General features: G+C 56.1%; 10 protein-coding genes and 8 pseudogenes. 17 read left to right on the top strand and 1 reads right to left on the bottom strand.

Features of this window, described 5'->3' with window-relative positions; translation table 11 throughout:
• Positions 1-226, top strand: a pseudogene (locus tag ACTBDU_RS08620) (IS3 family transposase); the annotation flags it as partial.
• Here ACTBDU_RS08620 and ACTBDU_RS08615 read toward each other — a convergent pair.
• Complete coding sequence (locus tag ACTBDU_RS08615) at positions 219-455, bottom strand: hypothetical protein (protein ID WP_438806187.1); 237 nt, start codon at positions 453-455, stop codon at positions 219-221. The pseudogene ACTBDU_RS08620 and the gene ACTBDU_RS08615 sit on opposite strands and share 8 nt — an antisense overlap.
• Positions 456-500: 45 nt before the next feature.
• Between ACTBDU_RS08615 and pyrH the strand changes: the two genes are divergently transcribed.
• The 16 genes and pseudogenes from pyrH (at position 501) to ACTBDU_RS08535 (ending at position 18,753) form a co-directional block, all read left to right on the top strand.
• Positions 501-1,232, top strand: a complete 732-nt coding sequence (gene pyrH, locus ACTBDU_RS08610) for a UMP kinase (protein ID WP_438806186.1) — start codon at positions 501-503, stop codon at positions 1,230-1,232.
• Positions 1,233-1,300: 68 nt separating this feature from the next.
• Complete coding sequence (gene frr / locus ACTBDU_RS08605) at positions 1,301-1,858, top strand: ribosome recycling factor (protein ID WP_438806185.1); 558 nt, start codon at positions 1,301-1,303, stop codon at positions 1,856-1,858.
• 162 nt (positions 1,859-2,020) lie between these two features.
• Positions 2,021-2,365, top strand: a pseudogene (gene uppS / locus ACTBDU_RS08600) (polyprenyl diphosphate synthase); the annotation flags it as partial.
• Between the two features lie 45 nt (positions 2,366-2,410).
• A pseudogene (locus ACTBDU_RS08595) lies at positions 2,411-3,214 on the top strand (phosphatidate cytidylyltransferase).
• Positions 3,215-3,233: 19 nt separating this feature from the next.
• Positions 3,234-3,878 (top strand): annotated as a pseudogene (rseP, locus tag ACTBDU_RS08590) (RIP metalloprotease RseP); the annotation flags it as partial.
• Positions 3,879-3,950: 72 nt separating this feature from the next.
• Positions 3,951-5,138: pseudogene (locus tag ACTBDU_RS08585) on the top strand (IS3 family transposase).
• A gap of 53 nt (positions 5,139-5,191) precedes the next feature.
• A pseudogene (gene bamA, locus ACTBDU_RS08580) lies at positions 5,192-7,136 on the top strand (outer membrane protein assembly factor BamA).
• Between the two features lie 143 nt (positions 7,137-7,279).
• Positions 7,280-7,786 (top strand): molecular chaperone Skp, encoded by a 507-nt coding sequence (gene skp, locus ACTBDU_RS08575; RefSeq protein WP_438806184.1) that lies wholly within the window; start codon positions 7,280-7,282, stop codon positions 7,784-7,786.
• Positions 7,787-7,789: 3 nt separating this feature from the next.
• Positions 7,790-8,812 carry a UDP-3-O-(3-hydroxymyristoyl)glucosamine N-acyltransferase gene (lpxD, locus tag ACTBDU_RS08570; RefSeq protein ID WP_438806183.1) on the top strand — a complete coding sequence of 341 codons (1,023 nt, stop codon included), beginning with the start codon at positions 7,790-7,792 and terminating at the stop codon, positions 8,810-8,812.
• Between the two features lie 150 nt (positions 8,813-8,962).
• The gene (gene fabZ / locus ACTBDU_RS08565) at positions 8,963-9,418 is read left to right on the top strand and encodes a 3-hydroxyacyl-ACP dehydratase FabZ (RefSeq protein ID WP_438806182.1); all 456 of its coding nucleotides are present in this window, start codon (positions 8,963-8,965) and stop codon (positions 9,416-9,418) included.
• 4 nt (positions 9,419-9,422) lie between these two features.
• Complete coding sequence (gene lpxA, locus ACTBDU_RS08560; RefSeq protein ID WP_438806181.1) at positions 9,423-10,211, top strand: acyl-ACP--UDP-N-acetylglucosamine O-acyltransferase; 789 nt, start codon at positions 9,423-9,425, stop codon at positions 10,209-10,211.
• 2 nt (positions 10,212-10,213) lie between these two features.
• Positions 10,214-11,362: a lipid-A-disaccharide synthase gene (gene lpxB, locus ACTBDU_RS08555; RefSeq protein ID WP_438806180.1), complete on the top strand. Its 1,149-nt coding sequence runs from the start codon at positions 10,214-10,216 to the stop codon at positions 11,360-11,362.
• Between the two features lie 23 nt (positions 11,363-11,385).
• Positions 11,386-12,028: pseudogene (gene rnhB / locus ACTBDU_RS08550) on the top strand (ribonuclease HII).
• 12 nt (positions 12,029-12,040) lie between these two features.
• Entirely contained in the window at positions 12,041-15,523 is a 3,483-nt protein-coding gene (gene dnaE / locus ACTBDU_RS08545) for a DNA polymerase III subunit alpha (RefSeq protein ID WP_438806179.1), read from the top strand.
• A 12-nt stretch (positions 15,524-15,535) separates the two neighbouring features.
• Positions 15,536-16,495 carry an acetyl-CoA carboxylase carboxyl transferase subunit alpha gene (gene accA / locus ACTBDU_RS08540; protein ID WP_438806178.1) on the top strand — a complete coding sequence of 320 codons (960 nt, stop codon included), beginning with the start codon at positions 15,536-15,538 and terminating at the stop codon, positions 16,493-16,495.
• Positions 16,496-16,673: 178 nt separating this feature from the next.
• Positions 16,674-18,753, top strand: a pseudogene (locus ACTBDU_RS08535) (lysine decarboxylase LdcC).
• Positions 18,754-18,769: the final 16 nt, after the last annotated feature.

Below are 18,769 nucleotides of genomic sequence, written 5' to 3'. Positions count from 1 at the left end.
ACTATTGGGATAACAGTCCGATGGAGCGCTTCTTCAGAAGTCTGAAAAACGAGTGGATACCGGTAACGGGCTACATAAGCTTCAGCGAAGCAGTTCATGAAATTACCGACTATATCGTGGGATATTACAGCGCACTCAGGCAGCATAAATATAACGGTGGGTTGCCACCAAACGAATCAGAAAATAGATACTGGAAAACGCTAACGCGGTGGCCAGTTTTAGTTGACCACTACAGTCAGCTGCTGGGCAAACACGGTGCCAAAATCAATAACTTTATCCGTTTTGAAGTGGGCGAAGGCATTGAGAAAGCTGAAGTCGATTTCGCCGCCGAAGTGGCCCGATGGGTAAGCAGTTTTAATTAAGTTGTTGGGAACTGCCTGCTGGCGGTTCCGCTTTTTAATGAGCCGGAATAGTGTCAGACGACGTGTGCCGCACTTATCAGCCGGGCGCGGCACCAGGTTAATTCCATCCCATCAAATCGCTCTCAAGGAACAGATCAAATGGCAACCAACGCAAAACCCATTTACCAGCGTATTCTGCTCAAATTGAGCGGTGAAGCCCTGCAGGGCGCCGACGCCGACGGTTTTGGTATCGACGCCAGCGTGCTGGAGCGCATAGCCCAGGAAGTGAAAGAACTGGTGGAGTTGGGTATTCAGGTGGGCGTGGTCATCGGCGGCGGCAACTTGTTCCGCGGTGCGTGGCTGGCAAAGGCCGGTATGAACCGCGTGGTGGGCGATCATATGGGAATGTTGGCGACTGTGATGAACGGTCTGGCGATGCGCGACGCATTGCACCGCGCCTATGTTAACGCCCGCCTGATGTCGGCGATTCCTCTGAACGGCGTCTGCGATAATTACAGCTGGGCCGAAGCCATCAGTCTGTTGCGCAATAACCGCGTCGTGATTTTCGCCGCCGGTACCGGCAATCCCTTCTTCACCACCGATTCCGCTGCCTGTCTGCGCGGCATTGAAATCGAAGCCGAAGCCGTGCTGAAAGCTACGAAAGTGGATGGCGTCTTTTCCGCCGATCCGGTAAAACATCCGGATGCTACACTTTACGATCAGCTGAGCTATCAGGATGTGCTGGAGAAAGAATTGAAAGTTATGGATCTGGCCGCCTTCACTCTGGCGCGGGATCACAATCTGCCGATACGCGTGTTCAATATGAACAAGCCTGGCGCGTTACGGCGGGTGGTCATGGGTGATAAAGAAGGCACCTTGATTACCAAGTAATGCATAACGGGGCCTGGCAACCAACGGCCACGGTCCGCCCGGATAACCAAGTCTCAAGGGTTCGCAACGTGATTAATGAAATCCGTAAAGATGCCGAGATTCGCATGGAAAAATGCGTCGACGCGTTCAAAAGCCACATCAGCAAAGTCCGTACGGGCCGCGCTTCCCCGAGCCTGCTTGACGGTATTCAGATCGAGTATTATGGCTCGCTGACGCCGCTGCGCCAGCTGGCCAATATTATTGCCGAGGATTCCCGTACCCTGGCCATCAGCTTCTTTGACCGCACGCTGGCACCGGCGGTGGAAAAGGCCATCATGGCCTCCGATCTGAGGCTCAATCCGTTTTCCGCCGGCACGGTGATTCGCGTACCGCTGCCGCCGCTGACCGAAGAGCGCCGCCGCGACCTGATAAAGGTCGTGCGCGCCGAGGCGGAACAGGGCAGGGTATCGGTGCGCAATGTCCGCCGCGATGCCAACGACAAGGTGAAGGCGCTGTTGAAAGACAAAACCATCGATGAAGATGAAGATCGTCGTTCCCACGACGAGATCCAGAAGCTGACCGACGCCTGGATCAAAAAGCTTGATAGCGCCCTGGCGGAAAAAGAAGCGGAATTAATGGAAATTTAATCCCCCGGCAAAATGATATAGTCTGCGCCACTTATCCCGTCGATGAAGGCCAGCCGGGTAAAATCAGTTACAGGCCGTGTATGCACACGGCTTTTTTGCGCGTTCGGGGCCCTTTGTTCCGGTAAGACAGTGGTATTCTCAGTGAGGAAATAGGTAAGCGTGATGTCGTCCGAAAATCAGCAAGAGCCAAAAGCGTTGCCTTTCTCCTCACCACGCCATGTGGCTATTATTATGGATGGCAACGGTCGCTGGGCTAAAAACCGGGGGAAATTACGTATCTTCGGTCACCAGGCCAGCGTCAAGTCGGTCCGCCGCGCGGTAAGCTTTGCCGTCAGCCACCATTTCGGCGCGTTGACGCTGTATGCGTTCAGTAGCGAAAACTGGAACCGACCCAACCAGGAAGTGTCCGCGCTGATGGAGCTGTTTATCCGGGCGCTGGATAACGAAGTGAAAAGCCTGCACAAGCATAACGTCCGGCTGCGGATCATCGGCGACACCTCGCGTTTCGGTGGAACAACACCTAATGATGCCAACGCATTCTAGGGGGGATTTTTGCTGAAGTATCGCCTGATTACTGCCTTGGTCCTGATACCCATCGTTATCGCCGCACTGTTTTTGTTGTCACCGGTCGGCTTTACCCTGGTCACCCTCGCGGTGTGCATGCTCAGCGCCTGGGAATGGGGCCAGCTCGCGGGACTGGCCTCGCGCAGCCAGCGCATCTGGCTGGCCATTCTCTGCGGTCTGCTTGCAGGGGGCTGATGGTGCTCACCGTGCCGCCCTAGCGGCCGTTCGTGACCGTCTGACAGGCGCAATATGCCCTGTGGGCCGCCCTGGCCTGGTGGCTAGTGGCGCTGCTGCTGGCGTTCGACATCCTGACCATTTTGCCCTTCTTCTGGGGCATGCTAGCGCTGCGTCAGCACCATTATGAGATTAACCACTTCACCGGCGCCTGGTGGCTATTGTATGTCATGGTGCTGGTGTTGGGGCGCGGATTCCGGCGCTTACATGTTCGGGCGCGCGCAGGGTCGCCATAAGCTGGCGCCAAAAGTCTCTCCCGGTAAGACCTGGGAAGGGTTGGTGGGCGGGTTGGTCACCTCCGCGGTCATCGCCTGGCTGTTTGGCAAGTATGCGCCGCTTGACGCCGCACCGCTTACGCTGCTGGTCTGCTCAATCGTGGCGGCGCTGGCGTCGGTGTTGGGTGATTTAACCGAAAGTATGTTCAAACGGGAGGCCGGTATCAAGGACAGCGGCCGTTTAATCCCCGGCCATGGCGGCATTTTAGATCGTATAGACAGCCTGACCGCCGCAGTGCCGGTGTTCGCCTATCTGATGCTGCTGGTCTTTAATGCTATCTGAGTCGGGACTAGAAGCGCTTATGCTGCACTTTTTCTGGAGTCTTGCCGCGTTTATCGTGACGCTGGGCGTTTTGATAACGGTGCACGAGTTCGGTCATTTCTGGGTGGCCCGCCGCTACAGCGTGACGGTGGAACGTTTTTCCATCGGTTTCGGGTGCGCGCTCTGGCGTCGGCGCGATAAACGCGGCACGGAATATGTTATCGCCGCTATTCCCCTGGGTGACTATGTCAAAATACTGGATGAGCGGGTAGACACCGTCGCGCCCGAACGTCGTCATGAAGCGTTCAACCACGAAACCGTCTGGCAACGTGCCGCGATCATAGCCGCCGGACCGGTATTTAACTTTTTTTTCGCTATTTTTGCCTACTGGCTGGTGTTTCTTATCGGCGTGCCGAGCTATCGGCCGATGACCGGCGAAGTGGCCCCGCATTCTATCGCGGCTCAGGTCGAAATTTCTCCCGGCATGGAACTTAAGTCGGTTGACGGTATCGAAACGCTTGATTGGGATTCAGTTCGTCTGCAGCTCATCGACAAGATTGACGACGGTGAAAGCACCCGCGGCGTCGCCCTGTTCGGCTCCCAAAGCGCCGAGCAGAAAACGCTGGATTTACGCGACTGGCAGTTTGAGCCGAACAAGCAGGATGCGATCGTGGCGCTAGGTATTTGTAGTGGCACACTGAATTTGGCCACCTGAACAGAGGTGATATGCTCACCTCAGAACAACACGGGTGCACCAATAAAAAGAAGAAATTTTAGTCCTGAATTCAAACGCAATTCCGCTCAACTGGTTGTCGACCAAAATTACACCGCCGCGCAAGCAGCAAAAGCCATGGACGTCGGTTTTTCTACGATGACGAAATGGGTAAAACAACTGCGTGATAAGCGACAGGGGAAAACGCCAAAAGCCTCTCCCATAACCCCGGAACAAATCGAAATACGTGAGCTCAAGAAGAAGGTACAACGCATTGAAATGGAAAACGAAATATTAAAAAAGGCTACAGCGCTCTTGATGTCAGACTCCCTGAACAGTTCTCGTTAATCGGGAAACTCAGAGCGCATTATCCTGTGGCCACACTCTGCCACGTGTTCAGGGTTCATCGCAGCAGTTACAAATACTGGAAAAATCCTCCTGACAGGCCAGACGGCAGGCGAATGGTATTGCGCAGTCAGGTTTATGAACTGCACAATATCAGCCATGGTGCCGCTGGCGCGAGAAGTATTGCCACCATGGCAACCCAGAGAGGCTTCCGGATGGGGCGCTGGCTCGCAGGCAGGCTCATGAAAGAGCTGGGGCTGGTCAGTTGTCAGCAGCCGACGCACAGGTATAAGCGTGGCGGTCAGGAGCATGTTGCGATCTCGAATTATCTTAAGCGCCAGTTCGCTGTAACGGAGCCAAACCAAGTATGGTGCGGCGATGTGACGTATATCTGGACCGGGAAACGCTGGGCATACCTTGCAGTTGTTCTTGATCTGTTCGCGAGGAAACCGGTGGGCTGGGCCTATGTGGCTCTCCCCGGACAGCAGACTGACCATCAAAGCACTGAAAATGGCATGGGAAACGCGTGGTAAACCAGCCGGACTGATGTTCCACAGCGATCAGGGTAGCCACTATACGAGCAGGCAGTTCCGGCAGTTGCTGTGGCGTTACCGGATCAAACAAAGCATGAGTCGGCGGGGTAACTATTGGGATAACAGTCCGATGGAGCGCTTCTTCAGAAGTCTGAAAAACGAGTGGATACCGGTAACGGGCTACATAAGCTTCAGCAAAGCAGTTCATGAAATTACCGACTATATCGTGGGATATTACAGCGCACTCAGGCCGCATAAATATAACGCTCGGTTGCCACCAAACGAATCAGAAAATAGATACTGGAAAACGCTAACGCGGTGGTCAGTTTTAGTTGACCACTACACTTTTCAATGATTTCTCCAGGTTATGATAGCCTGAGATTGTGTTAGGAAGAACGCATAACCGCGATGGCGATGAAAAAGTTGCTCATAGCATTGCTGCTTCTTAGCAGCGCTACCGTATACGGTGCAGACAAGTTCGTAGTGAAGGACCTTCATTTCGAAGGACTGCAACGGGTCGCCGTCGGTGCGGCGTTACTCAGTATACCGATCCGTGTTGGCGACACGGCGACCGATAAAGATATCGGCAATACTATCCGCGCGCTCTTCGCTACCGGAAACTTTGAGGATATCCGGGTACTGCGTGACGGAGATTCACTGGTCGTACAGGGCAAGGAGCGTCCGACCATTGCCAGCATTACCTTCTCCGGCAACAAAACGGTGAAGGAAGAAATGCTCAAGCAAAACCTGGATGCCCAGGGCGTTCGGGTCGGCAAGGCACTTGACTGCACTACCATTTCCAATATCGAAAAAGGTCTTGAGGACTTCTACTACAGCGCCGGGAAATACAGCGCTACGGTCAAGGCGGTGGTCACGCCGCTGCCGCGCAACCGCGTTGATCTCAAGCTGGTCTTCACCGAAGACGTATCGGCCAAAATTCAGCAAATCAATATTGTCGGCAATCACGCCTTCACGACCGATGAGCTGATTTCACGCTTCCAGCTGCGCGATGAAGTGCCGTGGTGGAACGTAGTGGGCGATCGCAAATACCAAAAGCAAAAGCTAGCCGGCGACCTGGAAACCCTGCGCAGCTTTTATCTTGACCGCGGCTATACCCGCTTCAATATCGACTCTACGCAGGTCAGCCTGACGCCGGATAAAAAGGGTATTTATATCACCCTGAATATCACCGAAGGCGCGCAATACAAGCTGTCCGGTACGGTGGTCAACGGCAACATGGCCAGCCACTCCGCCGAAATCGAGCAGTTGGCCAAGGCACAGCCGTGCGAACTGTACAACGGCGCCAAGGTTACCAAGATGGAGAACGACATCAAGCAATTGCTGGGTCGTTACGGCTATGCCTATCCTCGCGTGGCGACGCAGCCGGAAATCAACGACGCGGATAAAACGGTTAAGCTGCACATCAGCGTCGACGCGGGCAACCGGTTCTACGTCCGCCACGTACGTTTTGAAGGCAACGATATCACCAAGGATTTCGTGCTGCGCCGTGAAATGCGCCAGATGAAAGGCGCCTGGCTCGGCAGCAATCTGGTCGATCAGGGTAAAAAGCGCCTTAATCGCCTGGGCTACTTTGAAACTGTAGACACGAGACCCAGCGTGTGCCCGGTTCGCCGGATCAGGTGGACGTGGTCTACAAGGTGAAAGAGCGCAACACCGGCAGTGTCAACGTCGGCGTCGGCTTCGGGACCGAGAGCGACGTCAGCTTCCAGTTCGGTATCCAGCAGGATAACTGGCTGGGGACCGGTAACTCCGTCGGCTTTAGCGGCACCGAGAACGACTACCAGACCTATGCCGAGCTGTCGATGACCGATCCGTACTTCACGGTGGATGGCGTCAGTCTGGGCGGCAAGGACGTGCCGTTCTACGACAACTTCTATGCTGGTGGTTCCAATACGGTGCGCGGTTTCCGTTCCAATACCATTGGTCCGAAAGCGGCGTATTATAAGTGCAATAGCGGCAATACTTGCTATAGTGATTGTCCAGTGGACAAATCCAGCGACGCCGTGGGCGGGGTAACGCGATGGCGATTGCCAGCGCCGAACTTATCGTGCCGACGCCGTTCTTGAGTGAGAAGAATGCCAACTCGGTGCGCACTTCGCTGTTTGTCGATGGCGGTACCGTGTGGGATACCAGCTGGTAAAATACCAGCGCCACCCGCGCAGTCGGTATTCCGGACTATAGCGATCCGGGCAATATTTGTATTTCCAGCGGTATCGCCCTGCAGTGAATGTCGTCGCTGGGGCAGTTGGTATTCTCTTATGCGCAGCCGGTCAAGAAATACGACGGCGACAAGTCAGAGCAGTTCCAGTTTAATATCGGCAAAACGTGGTAATATTACACGGGATGATGTGTAGGCTAAGGAGCAGGGCGACAGGGGCATTGACGCAGTACAGAGATGTTACGTGAAAAGCATGTTTTCACCGTCGCCTGGCTTTACATTGAAGCAAGACACAAATAGTGGTTAAGGAGTTTATAGTGAAAAAGTGGTTATATGCCGCGGGCCTGGGTTTAGCACTCGCCACCTCCACCGTCGCGCAAGCTGCCGATAAAATCGCTGTGGTTAACGTCTCCAGTATTTTCCAGCAGTCGCCGCAGCGGGCCGTGGTCGCTAAACAGCTCGAAAACGAATTTAAGGGCCGCGCCACCGAACTTCAGTCCATGGAACGTGACCTGCAGACCAAGGTGCAGCGTTTGCAGCGTTTGCAGCGTGACGGCTCCACCATGAAAGCCAGCGAGCGCAGCTCACTGGAGAAATCGGTGATGGCGCAGCGCGAAACCTTCTCCACCAAAGCGCAGGCGTTTGAGCAGGACAACCGTCGTCGCCAGACGGAAGAACGTAACAAGATTCTGAGCCGCATTCAGGATGCGGTGAAGAGTGTAGCCACCAAAGAAGGCTATGACGTGGTGATCGATGCTAACGCCGTGGCTTACGCCACCAACGTCAAAGACATCACCGCTGACGTTCTGAAGCAGGTTAAATAAGTCATGTCTTCAATTCGACTGGCTGATTTAGCACAGCAGTTGGATGCACAATTGCACGGTGATGGCGATATTGTCATCACCGGCATTGCCTCCATGGGCAGCGCGCAAGCGGGCCAGATTACGTTTCTCTCGGACAGCCGCTTTCGTGAAAAACTTTCTTCCTGTCAGGCGTCGGCGGTGGTGCTCACCGCCGACAGTCTGCCTTTCTTCACCGGCGCCGCGCTGGTGGTCAGCAACCCTTACCTGACTTACGCCCGTATGGCGCAGTTGATGGACACCACGCCGAAACCCGTCGAGGATATCGGCGCCAGGGCGGTCATTGCGCCGGACGCTACCCTGGGACAGGGGGTGGCGGTGGGCGCTAACGCCGTGATTGAATCCGGCGTCGTGCTCGGGGATGACGTGATAATCGGCCCTGGTTGTTTTGTCGGTAAAAATACCCGTATCGGCGCCGGCACGCGCTTATGGGCCAACGTCACCGTGTATCACGGGATTTCCATCGGCGAGCGTTGCCTGATTCAATCCGGTACCGTGATCGGCGCAGACGGCTTCGGCTATGCCAACGATCGCGGCAACTGGATCAAGATACCGCAGCTGGGACGCGTTATCATTGGCGATCGGGTTGAAATCGGCGCTTGCACCACCATCGATCGCGGCGCGCTGGACGATACCCGCATCGGCAACGGCGTGATTATTGATAATCAGTGCCAGATTGCACATAACGTGGTTATTGGTGACAATACCGCGGTTGCCGGCGGTGTTATCATGGCGGGCGGCCTGACTATTGGCCGCTATTGCATGATTGGCGGCGCAAGCGTCATCAATGGCCATATAACTATCTGCGATAAAGTTACGGTAACCGGCATGGGCATGGTAATGCGCCCGATAACCGAACCCGGCGTCTACTCATCCGGGATCCCGCTGCAACCGAATAAAGAGTGGCGGAAGACCGCCGCATTAGTCATGAATATCAGCGATATGAGCAAGCGGATGAAAGCTATCGAGCGAAAATTAGCAAAAAACTAATCGCTCCCGCCCCTTATAGAGGATAATGCGCGTCACGGCACTGTTGCCCGGTGAGCCATTATTATATTCGCGGCCTGCTTGTTTTGTCCTGCCGGGATTAAAGCAGGCCGTGTTGTTAATGCCACATTTTTTATAGACAGGAAGAGTATTTTGACTACTGACACTCATACTCTGCATATTGAAGAGATATTAGAACTTTTGCCCCACCGCTTTCCGTTTTTGCTGGTGGACCGCGTGCTGGATTTCGAGAAAGAGAAGTTCCTGCGGGCGGTAAAGAATGTTTCCTTCAATGAACCCTTTTTTCAGGGCCATTTCCCGGGTAAACCGATTTTCCCCGGTGTACTGATTCTGGAAGCCATGGCACAGGCGACCGGCATTCTGGCGTTTAAAAGCACCGGTAAGCTGGCGCCGGGGGAACTCTATTATTTCGCCGCCATTGATGAAGCCCGTTTTAAACGTCCGGTACAGCCGGGCGATCAGATGATCCTCGAAGTAGAATTCATTAAAGAGCGTCGCGGCGTCGCGCGCTTCAAAGGTGTTGCCAAAGTTGATGGTGAAGTGGCTTGTGAAGCGTCGATGATGTGCGCCCGTCGTCGGGAGGCCTGAATACGTGATTGATCAATCGGCCTACATACATCCCAGCGCTATTGTGGAAGACGGCGCTATCATCCACGCCGACGTGCATATCGGCCCGTTTTGCGTTATCGGGCCGCAGGTCGAAATCGGCGCGCGTACGGTGCTTAAGTCCCACGTGGTGGTGACCGGCATCACCCGCACAGGTGAAGATAACCAGATTTACCCGTTCGCCTCACTGGGCGATGTTAATCAGGATCTGAAATATGCCGGGGAGCCCACGCGGGTCGAAATCGGGCACCGTAACCGGATTAGGGAAAGCGTGACCATTCATCGTGGCACGATACAAGGCGGAGAAGTCACCCAGGTCGGTAGCGACAATTTGCTGATGGTGAATGCCCATGTTGCCCACGACTGTACGGTAGGCAGCCACTGCATTATGGCGAATAACGCCACGCTCGGCGGCCATGTGGCGGTCGACGATTACGCCATTATCGGCGGTATGACCGCGGTACATCAGTTCTGCGTCATCGGCGCCCACGTAATGGTCGGCGGCTGTTCCGGCGTTGCCCAGGATGTGCCACCGTTTGTTATTGCCCAGGGTAATCACGCCACGCCTTTCGGCCTGAATATCGAAGGGCTGAAGCGACGCGGTTTCGATCGCGCCGCGCTGCACGCGATACGCACCGCCTACAAGATTATTTACCGCAGCGGCAAAACTCTCGACGAAGCCAAGCCGGAGCTGGAAGCGCTGGCGCAGGAACATCAGGTGGTTAATATTTTCCTGGACTTTCTGTCACGCTCCCAGCGCGGTATTATCCGCTAATTATGTTGGCATGCCCCATCACTATCGGTCTGGTGGCCGGCGAGACGTCGGGGGATATCCTCGGCGCCGGGTTGATACGCGCGCTGCGCGGCCATTTGCCGGAGGCCCGCTTCGTCGGCGTTGCCGGCCCGCGTATGCAGGCGGAAGGGATGGAAGCCTGGTATGACACGGAAGAGCTGGCGGTGATGGGCATCGTGGAGGTGGTCGAGCGCCTGCCGCGGCTGCTGCGTATTCGCCGCGACTTGACCCGCCGCTTTACCGCGCTGCGTCCCGACGTCTTTGTCGGTATTGATGCGCCGGATTTTACGATTGCGCTGGAAGGCCGCCTTAAGCGGCGCGGCATCCGCACTATCCATTATGTCAGCCCCTCCGTCTGGGCCTGGCGGCAGAAGCGGGTGTTTAAAATCGGCCGCGCCACGGATAACGTACTGGCCTTCCTGCCGTTCGAGAAGGCGTTTTACGACCGCTATAATGTCCCCTGCCAGTTTATCGGCCATACGCTGGCGGACGCCATGCCTCTCGATCCGGATAAAGTCGCCGCGCGCCAGTCGCTGGGTATTACCGCTGAGGCGCGCTGCCTGGCGCTGCTGCCGGGCAGCCGCCAAAGCGAGGTGGCGATGCTGAGCGCGGACTTTCTGCGCGCCGCCGAGCGGTTGTATGCGCGCTTCCCAGGGCTGGAGATTGTCGTACCGTTGGTGAATCCGGCCCGGCGGGCGCAGTTTGAGCACATCTTGGCGGCGGTAGCGCCGACGTTGCCGGTACGGCTTTTGGACAACCAGGCCCTCCAGGCCATGATCGCCGCCGATGCCGCCCTGCTTGCTTCCGGCACCGCGTCCCTAGAGTGCATGCTGGCGAAGTGTCCGATGGTAGTGAACTATCGCATGAAGCCCCTGACGTTCGCGCTGGCGCGGCGGTTGGTGAAGACGCCGTGGGTGTCGCTGCCCAATTTGCTGGCCGGCCGTGAACTGGTCAAAGAGCTGTTGCAGGAAGCGTGCCAGCCGGAGGCGCTGGCGGCAGCCCTGGAGGCGCTGCTTGACGATAATGACCAGCGCGCGACGTTGCTGGCGACGTTTCGCCAACTGCACCAACAGATTCGCTGTAACGCCGACGAACAGGCGGCGCGCGCAGTGCTGGCGCTGATTAACCGTTAATTCTTTTGCAAGTAGTGAAACCCATGACGAAATCTTTTATCTATCCTGCGGCGACGCTTATTGCCGGCGTCGACGAAGTGGGGCGCGGACCCTTGGTGGGGGCGGTGGTGACCGCCGCCGTGATCCTGGATCCCGCCCAGCCGGTGTTGGGGCTGGTGGACTCGAAAAAGCTGAGTGAAAAGCGGCGCGAGGCGCTGTATGAGGAAATAACCCGCTGCGCCCTGGCCTGGAGGGTGGGCCGCGCCGAAGCCTCTGAGATCGGCAGTATCAATATTTACCGGGCCACCCTGTTGGCCATGCAGCGGGCGGTCGCGGGTCTGGCGGTGGTACCGGATTTTGTGCTGGTGGACGGTAATCGCTGCCCGCTGTTACCGATGCCGTCGCAGGCGATAGTGAAAGGCGATAGCCGGGTGGCTGAAATTAGCGCCGCTTCCATCATTGCCAAAGTCATCCGCGACCGGGAGATGACCGCGTTGCATCTGCAGTTCCCCGAATATGGTTTCGCCCAGCAAAGGGGTACCCGAGCGCCTTCCATCTGGAAAGCTGGCGCTTCACGGCGCGACCGTGCATCATCGGCGAAGCTTTGCGCCGGTCCGGCGGGTGTGCTGGAGCTGGCATGAACCTGTCACCGTCGCGCGGCGCGTTCGTCGCGCCAAAATCTCTTAACGGGTAATGCACATGGCCGAACCACGTTTTATTCACCTGCGCGTACATAGCGACTACTCCATGATAGATGGACTAGTCAAAATCGGCCCGTTGGTAAAAAAAGCCGAGGCCCTGCATATGCCGGCGCTGGCCATTACCGATTTCACCAATTTATGCGGGCTGGTTAAATTTTACGGTAGCGCCCATGGCGCTGGCATCAAACCGATTATCGGCGCGGATTTTTTTGTACAAAGCGAGATGCTGGGTGACGAGCTGGCGGAATTGACCATTCTGGCGGACAATAATGTCGGCTACCAGCATTTGACCCTGCTGATTTCCGATGCCTACAAGCGCGGATACGGCGCTGCCGGGCCGGTTATCGATCGTGACTGGCTGATTGAGCATAATGAAGGGCTGATTTTGCTCTCCGGGGCGCGTAAAGGGGATGTTGGCAAATTTCTGATGCGCGGCAACATGGCGCAGGTGGAACAGTGTTTGGCGTTCTACGAGCGCTATTTCCCCGACCGCTATTATCTGGAACTTATCCGCACCGGCCGGGCGGATGAAGAAAGCTACCTGCATGCTGCGGTTGAGCTGGCGGCGCGTCGGGGACTGCCGGTCGTGGCCACCAATGACGTGCGTTTTACCAGCCCGGACGATTTCGGCGCCCACGAAATCCGGGTGGCGATTCACGACGGCTTTACCCTGGATGACGCCAAACGACCGCGGAATTACAGTTTGCAGCAGTATATGCGCAGCGAAGAGGAGATGTGCGAGCTGTTCGCCGATCTGCCGGAAGCGCTGGCCAACAGCGTGGAAATCGCCCGACGCTGTAACGTCACCATCCGCCTCGGGGAATATTTTCTGCCGCAATTCCCGACCGGCGAGATGTCCACCGAAGATTATCTGGTCAAATGCGCGCGCAAAGGGTTGGAGGAACGGTTGGCATTCCTGTTCCCCGATGCCGATATGCGGCGGGGAAAACGGGCGGCCTATGATGAACGTCTGGCTATCGAATTGCAGGTGATAAACCAGATGGGATTCCCGGGTTACTTCCTGATCGTCATGGAGTTTATCCAGTGGTCGAAGGATAACGGCGTCCCGGTCGGGCCGGGCCGCGGATCCGGCGCGGGCTCGCTGGTGGCCTATGCGCTGAATATCACCGATCTTGACCCGCTGGCGTTCGATCTGCTGTTTGAACGCTTCCTGAACCCGGAACGCGTATCGATGCCGGACTTCGACGTCGACTTCTGCATGGAAAAGCGCGATCTGGTAATTGATCACGTGGCCGAAACCTACGGTCGCGACGCGGTTTCGCAGATTATCACCTTCGGTACCATGGCGGCCAAAGCGGTGATCCGCGACGTCGGGCGGGTGCTTGGGCATCCTTACAGCTTTGTGGATCGCATCTCCAAGCTGGTGCCTCCCGACCCTGGTATGACGCTGGAAAAAGCCTTTGTCGCCGAGCCGCAATTGCAGGCGATTTACGATGCCTACGAAGAGGTCAAAGCGCTGATTGATATGGCGCGCAAGCTTGAAGGGGTCACGCGCAACGCCGGCAAACACGCCGGGGGCGTGGTGATCGCGCCGACCAAAATTACCGATTTTGCGCCGCTTTACTGCGATGGCGAAGGCAACCATCCGGTGACCCAGTTCGACAAGAACGATGTGGAATACGCCGGTCTGGTGAAGTTCGACTTCCTCGGCCTGCGCACCTTGACCATCATCAACTGGGCGCTGGACATGATCAACGCCCGCCGCGCACGTCAGGGTCTGAAGCTCATTGATATCGCTGCTATCCCCTTGGATGACAAGAAAAGCTTCGATATGCTGCAGCGCTCCGAAACGACTGCCGTATTCCAGCTGGAATCGCGAGGCATGAAGGATCTGATAAAGCGCCTGCAGCCAGACTGTTTCGAGGATATGATCGCGCTGGTGGCACTGTTCCGCCCCGGACCGCTGCAATCGGGGATGGTCGATAACTTTATCGACCGCAAGCACGGTCGTGAAGCGATCTCCTATCCCGATATCGAGTGGCAACATGCCTTGCTGCAACCCGTGCTGGAGCCGACTTACGGCATCATCCTCTACCAGGAACAGGTCATGCAGATAGCCCAGGTCCTGGCGGGCTATACCCTGGGCGGCGCGGATATGCTGCGCCGCGCGATGGGGAAAAAGAAACCGGAGGAGATGGCCAAGCAGCGCTCGGTGTTCAAAGCCGGCGCGGAAAGTATCGGCGTCGACGGCGAACTGTCGATGAAGATCTTCGATCTGGTGGAGAAATTCGCCGGCTACGGCTTTAACAAATCTCACTCCGCCGCCTATGCGCTGGTGTCGTATCAAACCCTGTGGCTGAAGGCCCATTATCCCGCCGAGTTCATGGCGGCGGTGATGACCGCCGATATGGACAATACCGAAAAGGTGGTGGGGTTGGTTGACGAATGTCTGCGTATGGGCCTCAAGGTCCTGCCGCCGGATATTAACAGCGGGCAGTACCATTTTCACGTTAACCCAGAGGGCAAGATAGTCTACGGCATCGGCGCCATCAAGGGCGTGGGGGAAGGGCCTATCGAGGCGATTATCGAGGCGCGTAACCAGGACGGACACTTCCGTGAATTGTTCGATCTGTGCGCGCGTACCGATATCAAAAGACTCAATCGCCGGGTGCTGGAAAAGCTGATTATGTCCGGCGCCTTCGACCGTCTTGGGCCGCACCGCGCCGCGCTGATGAATAGTCTCGGCGACGCGCTTAAGACCGCCGATCAGCACGCCAAAGCCGAGGCCATTGGTCAGGGCGATATGTTTGGCGTGCTGGCGGAGGAGCCGGCAGCGGTGGAAGCGTCCTACAGTACCGTGGCACTTTGGCCGGAGCAGGTGGTGCTGGACGGCGAACGCGAAACGCTCGGCCTCTACTTGACCGGCCACCCCATCACCCAATATCTGCGCGAGATTGAACGCTATGCGGGCGGAGTGCGCTTGAAGGATATGCACCCCACCGAGCGTGGCAAGATGGTTACCGCGGTGGGGCTGGTGTTGTCCGCGCGGGTGATGGTGACCAAGCGGGGCAACCGCATCGGCGTTTGCACGCTCGACGATCGTTCCGGCCGTCTGGACGTGATGCTGTTCACGGATGCGCTGGAAAAATACCAGCATTTACTGGGAAAAGACCGTATCCTTATCGCTCAAGGACAGGTTAGCTTCGATGATTTCAACGGCGGCCTGAAGATGAGCGCCCGTAAATTGATGGATATTAGTGAAGCACGTGAAAAATATGCGCGCGGGCTTGCTATCTCGCTGACCGACAGGCAAATTGATGACCAGCTTCTCAATCGTCTCCGTTTATCGTTGGAACCGTATCGATCGGGGACGATTCCAGTGCATTTTTATTATCAACGGCAAGATGCGCGCGCGCGGCTGCGCTTTGGGGCAGCCTGGCGGGTGACGCCGACTGACCGTTTACTGAATGACTTGCGAACACTTGTGGGAAATGAACAGGTGGAACTGGAATTTGACTAATATAGGAATACTATGAGTCTGAATTTTCTTGATTTTGAACAACCGATTGCAGAGCTGGAAGCGAAAATTGACTCGCTGACCTCAGTCAGCAGTCAAGACGAAAAATTAGATATTAATCTGGATGAAGAGGTGCAGCGCCTGCGTGAAAAAAGCGTGGAGCTGGCGCGGAAAATATTCTCCGATCTGGGCGCCTGGCAAATTGCTCAGCTGGCGCGTCATCCTATGCGTCCTTATACGCTGGATTATGTCCGCCATATCTTCACTGATTTTGACGAACTGGCGGGCGATCGCGCCTATGCCGACGATAAAGCTATCGTCGGCGGCATCGCGTGTCTGGATTCACGGCCGGTCATGACCATCGGCCACCAGAAAGGGCGAGAAACCAAAGAGAAAATCCGCCGTAACTTCGGCATGCCGGCACCGGAAGGTTATCGCAAGGCGCTGCGGCTGATGGAGATGGCAGATCGTTTCAACTTGCCGCTGCTCACGTTCATCGACACACCGGGCGCTTACCCGGGGGTCGGCGCCGAAGAGCGCGGCCAGTCCGAAGCTATCGCGAAAAACCTGCGTGAAATGTCGGGCCTACGCGTGCCGGTGATTTGCACCGTAATCGGCGAGGGCGGCTCCGGCGGGGCGCTGGCGATTGGCGTAGGCGACAAAGTCAATATGCTGCAATACAGTACCTATTCGGTTATTTCCCCAGAAGGCTGCGCGTCCATTTTGTGGAAAAGCGCGGATAAAGCCCCTATCGCCGCCGAAGCCATGGGCATTATCGCCTCGCGCTTGAAAGAGCTGGAGCTTATCGATAGCATCGTGCCGGAGCCGTTGGGCGGCGCACATCGCGATGTGCCGGCCATTGCCGCCTCGCTGAAAGCGCAGCTGCTGGACGATTTGGCCGAGCTTGACGGCCTGAATACGGAAGAGCTGCTGAACCGCCGTTATCACCGTCTGATGAATTACGGCTATTGCTGATAGCCTGCGCCGGCCACCGGCGCAGGTGGTGCCCGGGCCAGCCCGGTGATGTCTCACACCCCGCATGCTCGCGCCTGCGGGGGTGTTTTGCTATTTCGGGTCGGCAAGCCGCAATGCCGGCTATGCTTATCGTTAGGCCGAGACAAGCGAGCGAACGACCTTTGTAAGGATGCGCTGAATGAACATTATTGCGATACTTTTGCCGGATCAGGTATTTTACAAAGCCGAACCCGTACGGGAATTGGCACAGGCGCTGACCGACCAGGGCTATCACATCGTCTGCCCTACCGGCAGCCAGGATTTATTGACCTTACTCGAGCAAAACCAGCGCATCGCAGGGATTATTTTCGACTGGGAACAATATGGCATGGATCTTTGCCTGGCGATTAATGAGTTCAACGAATACCTGCCGCTGTATGCGTTTATTAGCACCCACTCGGTGCTGGACGTGAGTGCCAATGAAATGCGCATGGCGCTGTATTTTTTCGAGTACGGTTTAAACGTCGCCGCTGATATCAGCCAGCGTATTTGACAATATACCACTGAATATATTGACGCCATCATGCCGCCGCCGCCCAAGGCGCTATTCCATTATGTTGAAGAGGGAAAATATACTTTCTGTACCCCGGGACATATGGCCGGTACCGCCTATCAAAAAAGCCCTGTGAATAGCCTGTTTTATGACTTCTTTGGCGGCAATACGCTAAAGGCGGATGTATCGATTTCCGTGACCGAGCTGGGATCGCTTTTGGATCATACCGGACCACATCTGGAAACGGAAGAATATATTGCCCGTACCTTTGGCGCGGAACAAAGTTACATGGTGACCAATGGCACCTTCACCTCCACCTCCACCTCCAACAAAATCGTAGGAATGTACGCCAGCCCCGCCGGCAGTACGGTGTTTATCGATCGCAACTGCCACAAGTCGCTGGCCCATCTGCTGCTGATGAGCGATGTCGTGCCGATTTACCTGACGCCGAGCCGCAGCGCCTGTTCAGCCGCGCAAGTATCTCGAAGAAAGTGGCGGCTACTCCGCAGGCCAGCTGGCCTGTGCATGCGGTGATTACCAATTCGACCTATGATGGCCTGCTGTATAACACGCAACACATCAAACAGACGCTGGCCGTGCCGTCAATCCATTTCGACTCCGCCTGGGTGCCGTACACCAATTTTCATCCTATCTATCGCGGCAAAAGCGGCAAAAGCGGCAAAAGCGGCAAAAGCGGCAAAAGCGGCATGAGCGGAGAGCGGATCCCCGATAAAGTCATTTTCGAGACACAATCGACGCACGAATTGCAGGCTGCCTTTTCACAGGCCTAAGTTATCCATATTAAGGCTAATTATGATGAATGCACCTTTAACGAAGCGTACATGGTGTACACCAGCACCTCGCCCCATTACGGCATTGTGGCCTCCATCGAAATGGCGATGGCGATGGTGCGCGGCAAACCGGGGCGCCGGCTTATCCAACGCTCCATTGAGCGTGCGCTGCATTTTCGTAAGGAGGTCCAGCGTTTACGTCAGGAGTCGGAGGGCTAGTTTTTCGATATTTGGCAACCCGAGATTATTGAAGACGCGGTCTGTTGGCCGGTGGAGCTGGGCGCGACATGGCGCCGGAGGGGATCCCGGCCTTGCTGGTGGCTAAATTTCTCGACGAGCGCGGCGTAGTGGTCGAGAAAACCGGGCCATACAATTTACTGTTTCTGTTCAGTATCGGTTTTGATAAAACCAAGGCGATGAGCCCGTTGCGCGGTCTAACCGAGTTCAAGCGCGCCTACGATCTCAACCTTCGGGTGCGCAATATGCTGCCGGATCTGTACGCGGAAGATCCTGATTTCTATCGTCATGTGCGCATACAGAATTTGGCACAGGGCATTCACCAATTAATTCGTCAGCATCATCTGCCGCAGTTGATGCCCAGTGTTTTCGCGGTACTGCCCCAAATGAAAATGACGCCCTATGCCGCGTTTCAACAGCAGGTGCGCGGCAATGTGGAAACCATAGCGCTGTCGCAAATGGTCGGCCGCATCTCTGCCAATATGCTGTTGCCGTATCCGCCGGGGGTACCGGTAGTGATACCCGGCGAGGTGATCACCGAACGCAGCCGCGCGGTGCTCGATTTTCTATTAATGTTGTGCTCGATCGGCCAGTATTATCCGGGTTTTGAAACCGATATCCACGCTGCTGAACTGAGCGATGATGGGCAGTACCGGGTACGGGTGCTGAAAGAAACCGCCAGCCGGGAAACGGCTTAGGGATGATGGTGGGCCG

It is taken from the genome of Sodalis sp. (in: enterobacteria) (genome assembly GCF_051710625.1).
Taxonomy (GTDB): Bacteria; Pseudomonadota; Gammaproteobacteria; order Enterobacterales; family Enterobacteriaceae; genus JBPESN01.
The sequence above is the reverse complement of the archived record's forward strand: the minus strand, read 5'-3'. Positions and strand labels throughout refer to the sequence as shown.